5 protein-coding genes are annotated in these 7767 nt (G+C 27.3%); 2 read left to right on the forward strand and 3 right to left on the reverse strand.

What is annotated here, in order from left to right:
- Nucleotides 1-39: 39 nt before the first annotated feature.
- A complete protein-coding gene (locus LEQ07_RS16525) occupies nt 40-2685 on the reverse strand; it encodes a hypothetical protein (RefSeq protein ID WP_263331529.1) in 2646 nt (881 codons plus the stop codon).
- Between the two features lie 110 nt (nt 2686-2795).
- Nucleotides 2796-3878 carry a glycosyltransferase gene (locus tag LEQ07_RS16530; RefSeq protein ID WP_046822438.1) on the reverse strand — a complete coding sequence of 361 codons (1083 nt, stop codon included), beginning with the start codon at nt 3876-3878 and terminating at the stop codon, nt 2796-2798.
- Nucleotides 3879-3999: 121 nt separating this feature from the next.
- Here LEQ07_RS16530 and LEQ07_RS16535 point away from each other — a divergent pair, with 121 nt between their 5' ends.
- Nucleotides 4000-5838, forward strand: coding sequence for a glycosyltransferase (locus LEQ07_RS16535; protein WP_046822437.1), 1839 nt, complete (start codon nt 4000-4002; stop codon nt 5836-5838).
- Nucleotides 5839-5853: 15 nt separating this feature from the next.
- Nucleotides 5854-6819: a polysaccharide pyruvyl transferase family protein gene (locus LEQ07_RS16540; protein ID WP_263331530.1), complete on the forward strand. Its 966-nt coding sequence runs from the start codon at nt 5854-5856 to the stop codon at nt 6817-6819.
- Nucleotides 6820-6970: 151 nt separating this feature from the next.
- On the opposite strand, the gene LEQ07_RS16545 is transcribed toward LEQ07_RS16540, so the two are convergent.
- Nucleotides 6971-7717 (reverse strand): glycosyltransferase, encoded by a 747-nt coding sequence (locus LEQ07_RS16545; protein WP_046822436.1) that lies wholly within the window; start codon nt 7715-7717, stop codon nt 6971-6973.
- Between the last annotated feature and the right edge of the window lie 50 nt (nt 7718-7767).

Here is a 7767-nt window from a genome sequence, read left to right on the forward strand (position 1 = left end):
ATTTATTTTTATGGTTATTTAATTTTAATTTGCATAAATTTAATCTATAAATAAATATGCTAAATTACTATTTGCATATCCACGTACACTTGTGTTTCCCGAGCTAATATAATAAAAATTAGCTTGACTAAAGTTATAAATCGGATCAAACGAATCATCTATAAGTTTTGCCTTAAATCTTATTATACATTCTTGTTCAGGATACATAGTTCCTAAATATATTCCACAGAATATATTTTCATCCATCGCTATACATCCATTTATACTCATACTACATGGTACATATTGTAAACTTGAAGGTAAAAAATTTGAAACTATAACATTTTGCAAAGTATTACTTCCTATATTTTTTGCTTTTATTTCAAATATTACTTGGTCGCATAGCTTTGCAGAAGTTGGGAATATAAATTGAGTTAATATAAGTTGAAGATCCTCAACAGAAAGAGTCTTATCTGACATTGCATTTATATTTACTATGGATACTGGATCTCCTATAACAGGTAAAAATTCCATAGTGACTATACTAGTGTTTCTATAATCTATAATTGAACCTATACCTTTAACTGTTATAGAAACTATTTTATTTTTTCCACTTAGAATTGGTCCTAAACTTATTCCATCTACTAAGTCCCCACTTATAATATTTCCATCTACTTTTATTTCTGTGACTTTTAGTTGAGGTGGAAATACAGTAGTAAATAAAGTAGACAAAGAATCTAGTTTACCACTATTTGATATTTCAATGTTATAAATAGCAATTTCTCCTATTTGTATTAAAGTAGTACTAACATTATTAACTACAGATACTTCTGGATTGATAACCATTACCTGAATGCTAACTTCCACAGTAATTGATGCTGAAACAATTACCCTAGATTTAGCTTCTTTTATAACATTGCTAATTTCTTTTTTAGTAAAAATTGCAGAATTATTATAGTCATAAGTTGCAGTTATTTCAGTTGATATTATTCCATTTGGTGGAACACTAATTATTTTAACATCAAAGTTTATCACTGTTGTTTCACCAATATTTAAACTTCCTATATTTACACCATCTACTATATTTCCAGTCGTTGGATTTCCATTTATCTCTAAATTATTCATATACTGCAAATTTTGATTTAGCGAATCTGTTACAGTAATGTTATCTAAAAATATTTTCCCATTATTTGTTACATTAATAGTGTAGGTTAAAATTTCACCTACAACTGCAGTAGTTTTGTTTACTTCAGCAGTGATAGCTAAACTTGTTATTGTAGATCTAATAGAAACTTCATTAGAGTATTCTATTTTATTAGTTATTATTCTTCCATATAGTGGTATATAGTCAAATGTTACGCTTACTATATTATTAATTTCTATTTCAACTGTAGCAACTACTCTGCATTTATATGCTACAACCTTAGTTTGGCCTATATTAACTGAATCTATTTGAATTCCAGTTTCTGGAGAAACACCTACAGGTTGTTCAATTCCATCTATAGTGACACTTCCATCTATAAAAGTTAGCTCAGATGGGATTTCATCTTTTACAACTGAATTTAATACATCTACATTTCCTATGTTTGATATATTAATAGTATAAGTTACAATGTCATTTTCTCTTACAATTGACTTATCACTTGATAGTACTACACTTATATCATAAGTTCTAGTAAAAACCGCTTGTAAAGTAAGTAGTGCCCATATAGTTGACATCATTTGTTCTCTTTGATAAAAATCGTTAGGGTTTGCCTTGAATGAACCATCTGAATTTTGTTGTTCTAATAAAACATTTGTAACGTCATTAGCATAATCTATTTCTTCAAACGGAGATATTGTCTGATCAATTTTATCAAATCCATATCCTGTTAATCCACTCATAAGCGCATATGTTGCTTGATAATTAGCAACAGGGCTTGAATTCCACCCTGGATTTAAAAAATAAGCTGGCTCATACCAATTATTAGCTATATAGTCTGTTGCTAACAAAACACTACTATCTATTTGAGGACGATTTAAAAAATTCATTTCTAATAATAAATTTCCTGTTTTTAAAATATCTAAATCTTCTTGTGGGTTACTATATCCAGAACCGCCATTATTATTTTGTATATAATCAACCCAATCACTAAACTTATCAACGGTGTTAACATCTACTTGTAAGTTAAATTTATATAAAGGATTTGTAGCAAGTAACAATCCTAATCCAACATATCCTGATACATAATTATTAGCTATGTCATCATAATTATTTATACTATATCCCCATCCGCCATTGAACTCCTGTGAGTATTCTAAATAATTAATCATATATTGGCCTACAGTCTTATAATACAGTCCTTTTATAAAATCAGATCCATTATTTATTATTTGATCTGGAGATTGACTTGCACATATAGCCGCTAACACAACACCTGTTGTATAGTTTATATTACCTTCTTCTTCATAATAAATACCATGATTATTTTGCTTTGCATTTAAAAACAAATACTCCAATGCACCAACTAAATTATTGTAGTATTTATAAGACATATCTAATGGGTAAATACCCTGGCTTATTGCGTATTGTTCTAGTTCTAATACTACTAAAGCAGTATTTAAAATTGGATACGAAGTACCAAAAGACTTATCTTGATTTTGATTTAGTACAACCCATTCCAACCCTAGGTCTATCCTCTGTCTTACTAAGTTTTGATCAATCATATTATTGTATCACTCCTATAAAATGTCGTATTTACATAAAAAATGTCATACAATATACAATTACTTTATGACTTTGAATTTAATCTTGTTGCATAATAAAAATCATGTGTTTAATTGATAATAACCATATATTGTTTTATTAATTTATCTAAGTCAAAATTACTATCGCAATATGACTTTCCCCAATCAGATATTTCTTTGTATTTGCCTGGGTTTTCTAACAAATATCTTATACTACTTTCAATGCTTAATTTTTCAATTTTATGGTTAAATCCATGATCTCCAAAATAAGTATCTAAGATTTCATTATAATTTTCAAAACTAAATATTCCTAAATAATCTTTTATCCCAGTACAAATTATTGGTTTTGAAAAATTTAATGCTTCAATTGCAACTCTTCCAGTTCCAACTACAATATCACTTATTCCATAATAAGCATTTATATTGTAAATGTTGCCTATTGTTATTATTTTATTTTTTCTGTATTCACAATTTATTTGGTTTGCATAAAAATCAATTGATTTTTTCTTTACTCCATTTCCTACTATCACTATATATATATTATCTTTAAGTAAGTTTTTAGATTGATGTATGAAATTTTCAGCCAATCTTCCTTTACTAATACTAAGTCTACTACAATACAAAATTACCTTAGCATTTATAGGAATCCCAAGTTTACATTTTAAATTATTATTTTGAACTATTTCAGAATCTTTTTTTATTTTAATTCCATTATAAATTAGCGATATTTTATCTATTCTACTTTCAGAGATACTCTCAGATACTAATTTTTTTACCGGTTTACTAACCACGATTACATGCTTTGACTTCTCACATACATATGATAGCAGTTCTTTAGGGTAGTAAAGTCCATGAATTGTTATTATATAAGGCGTATTTGTTACATCATATAACTTTCTCGCAAGAAGCATACTTTCGATGCTATGACAATGTATTAAATCTATTTCATATAAGTTTACGAGTTTTTTTAATCTTTCAATTCTATATACATATTCACCTTGGTCTATCACTTTAAAAATAAATTTACTTTTATACTGACTACTAATTTCATTTTCATTTAAAGTTGCAATTATAGTCTTAACATTAATTTTATTTAAAGCCTCACACAGTGTAAGTACATGAGTTTCTGTACCTCCAATACTAAACTGATCTAGTAGCATAAGTATGTTCATAAAACCACCTTTTTTTATATTTAAGTATCAATTTTTTCAAAATAATATACTATATAGTATATTGTCTAATTAAGTTAATGTTCGATATTATTTCAATAGACTACTAAGGAGGTTTATTTCTATGAAATTCAGTAGAATTGATGGATTAGTTAGTATAGTCATATCAAACTATAATAATGAAAACTATATATTAGAATGCTTAAATTCTATACTTAATCAATCTTATGAAAATATAGAAATTATTATTGTTGATGATAAGTCAACAGATAATAGTGTATCAAAAATCAAAAATTGGATAAGAAAAAATAAAAATTCTTTTAAAAATGATAATTATATAAAATTAATAGAACTCCCTAAAAATGTAGGTTTCTCCGGTGCCGTGACATATGGACTTTTTTTAGCTCAAGGTGAATATATAGCAATGCACGATGGAGATGATAAATCTCATAAAGACAGAATAAAAAAACAAGTCAATTTTTTAAATAAACATAAAGAAATAAATGCTGTTGGTACTAACTATGCAACTTTTAATAATGATGACCCTACCCCTGTGTCTGAACCAACAGGTATAGAATTTGGAGTAGATAATATAAAAGACGTATACTCAGCTGGTCTTAACTGTGTTTGTCATGGTTCTTTATTGATTAAGGGTAGCGTATTTGATAGTATTGGTGGTCTTTCTAGAAAACTTGAAGGCGCGGAAGACTATGAATTTATCACAAAATTATTGCCATTTGGAATAGATAATATAAATGAAGAACTATATTATTATAGATTACATGAAAAGCAACGTTCAAAAGTATATTATGATATAAATAAAATTGCTATAGATGAAAAAGATTTAAAAGTTTTAATGGTTTTAGATAGTCTAAACATAGGTGGAACAGAAACTCATGTATACAGTCTTATTAAGGAGTTTTTAAGCAGAGGTGTAAAAGTTTGTTTATTAGCAGACCATGGACCTTATTCATCTGAATTCCTAAAATTAGGATGCACTATTTATAATATGGATTTCCCTCTTTATGTAATAAAAGATTTAGAAACTGAAAGTAGATATAAAAATAAAATAAAGCAGATAATTTTAGCTGAAAATATAAATATAATTCATGCTCACCAGTCACCTTCTGGAGCATTATGTATAGATATAGGCAAGGAACTTGAAATACCATGTATCTTTACTGTTCATGGACTTTACTATTACGATATTTTATATGATAGACTTAATTTATCTGACTCTATAATAAGTGTTAGTCAACCTACTTATGATTGGCTGCTTGAATATAATGTCCAGTCAACTGTAATTCCAAATTCTATAGATTTTGATGATTATGTTTCTAAGTCTCCTAACCTATCCATAAAAGAAGAACTTGGTATTGATAAAGATGCATTTACTATAGTTTATTGCTCTAGAATTGCTTGGAGTAAAACAAGGGTTGCTGAAAATTTATTAAGGGTTTGTCGTGACCTAGTACGTATTGAAAATCTAAATCTACATCTAATTATAGTTGGTGATGGTCCCGATTTTAACCAATTGGTTGGTATTGCAAATAGAACCAATGCTTTATTAGGAAAAAAATGTATACACCTAGTTGGTGGTAAAACAAATGTGGTTGATTATTATCTTAATGCTGATTGTATAGTAGGAACAGGTCGTGTGGCAATTGAAGCTTTTGCTTGTAAAAAGCCTGTTATTGCATCTGGTAATAATGGTTATTTCGGTATACTTAGCAATGATAACATTGAAAGTGCATGGAGAGTTTATTTTGGTGACCATAAATCTATAAAATCTAATAATGCTTCATTCCTATATAACGATATTAAGTATGTATATGAAAATAAAGATGGCCTTTCTCAATATGCTGAATCTTGCTATGAATGGGCTAGAAATTTCTTCGATATAAAATCTAATACAGATAGATTGATACGTGTTTATATGAATTCACTTAAAAACTTTCATTAAAATGGAGCTGGTTAAATGAAAAAATTATTATATATTGGATGGCTTGGACAAAACAACATAGGTGATGAACTTATGTGGGATATATTCTTAGATTTATGTGAAAAACATGGAGTCTCTGAAAAATATAAAATAGTAAACAATTTTGAAGATAGTGATTTAAATAATTTGCCGACCTATGATGTTGTTGTATTAGGAGGTGGATCACTTTTACTTCCAGGATATATAGAAATACTTTACAGAAGTTTTCAATCTGGTTCTAAAATATTCATTTGGGGAAGTGGGTATGATTGGGCAGAAAAAGATTATATAGTATCTCTAATGGAAGAAAACACTCCTGCATATTTATTCCCTGACGATAGTGAAATTATTTTACAAGAAGTAATTCCAAACTGTGAATTTGTAGGTGTTAGAGGCCCTTTAACTTATAATTTAATAGAAAAGTCATTTGTAGATATTAGTAAATTAATAATTTCTGGTGATCCAGGATTTGCTTTACAAGAAAAACCTCTAGTAGATTATATGCCTATAACCACATTAGATCCATCAGATAAAATTGTTGCTGTAAACTGGGGTTCTAGTCTAAATAAAATTTATGGTAATGATGAAGAAAGCGTATCTGGTGAACTTGCGAAAGTATGCAATTATTTAATAGATAGAGGATATAAAGTTTATCTATATATAATGTGGGAACAAGATTTAAAACCATTTTTAGATTTTTATAAAAAAATTAAACCTAGTGACAATTTAATTGTTGATACAAATATATATAGTGGTGGGCAGTTAATGAGTTTGTTAAAAAGATGTGAATTTTCTATAAACTTTAAACTTCATGGAAATATCACATCTGCCGTTGCAAATACGCCTTTTATTTGCTTAGGATATAGATTTAAGTGCTTTGACTTCGTAAAATCTATTGATTGCGATAAACTTATTGTACCTACAGATTCAAAAAATTGTATGAAGATATTATTGATTGTATAAATTATATAAATAATAACTACGATGATATAAAAATACTATTAAACATAATATTGACTCCTATAAAGAAAAAATAGAAACACCTTTTAGAGAAAACTTATTCTAAATTAAAATAGCAAAGTTTAAAAATTTTAAACTTTGCTATTTTTTAATTTTATTTCAAATCAAAATTTTTTAAAATTTCTTCTTTTTCATCTCTAAAAATTTCTATAGTTTTTATATGTGGATAATCAAGAACCATTTTAAAACTATTGCTTACATTTTTTTCATGTACGATAACTAGATAACAATGGGTATCTATAACTTCATGAGTTAAGTTTGCAGCTCCCCAATGGTCTGGTTCTGTGTTATGTCTAAATCCAAAATAAAAGTCATCTACAGTATATACTAAAGCGTAAAACGATGGCGAACCATGCTCCATCGATGCTAATCTATCCCCTTCTATTTCATACATATATCCCTTTTGGCATAATATACATTCTAATTCTTCATAATATGGAGTTTTATACAATATATCAATATACTCTTTACTAAACATATTATCACTATCAATTCTTATATGATACATGTAATCATATCCTTGTATTAAGCTATATATAGTTTCATCTCCATCAGACGTAAAAATTACGTTATCTGGTAATTTATCATATTTTGATAATGCATTAAATACTAGTTCTTCAGTTTCTTTTGTGTATCTCATTATACATTTAAAGTTTTGATTAGTTTGATTTTCTAAACTTCTTAAAGTATATTTATTAAAAATTTCAATTCTATATTCAATCCATTCTTTAGTTTGAGATAATTTTTTAGAATCATTATATACATCTTTAAACCCTGGCCAGAATGGATTTTCAGGTACATTAAATGGTATATCTATAACCATAATAATTTTATTTTCCATATCAAGTTACCTCTTTCATATTATATAAATATATAAAACTAATAGTTTTA

Origin of the sequence: Paraclostridium sp. AKS73 (assembly GCF_025671395.1) — a bacterium.
Classification (GTDB): domain Bacteria; phylum Bacillota; class Clostridia; order Peptostreptococcales; family Peptostreptococcaceae; genus Paraclostridium; species Paraclostridium benzoelyticum.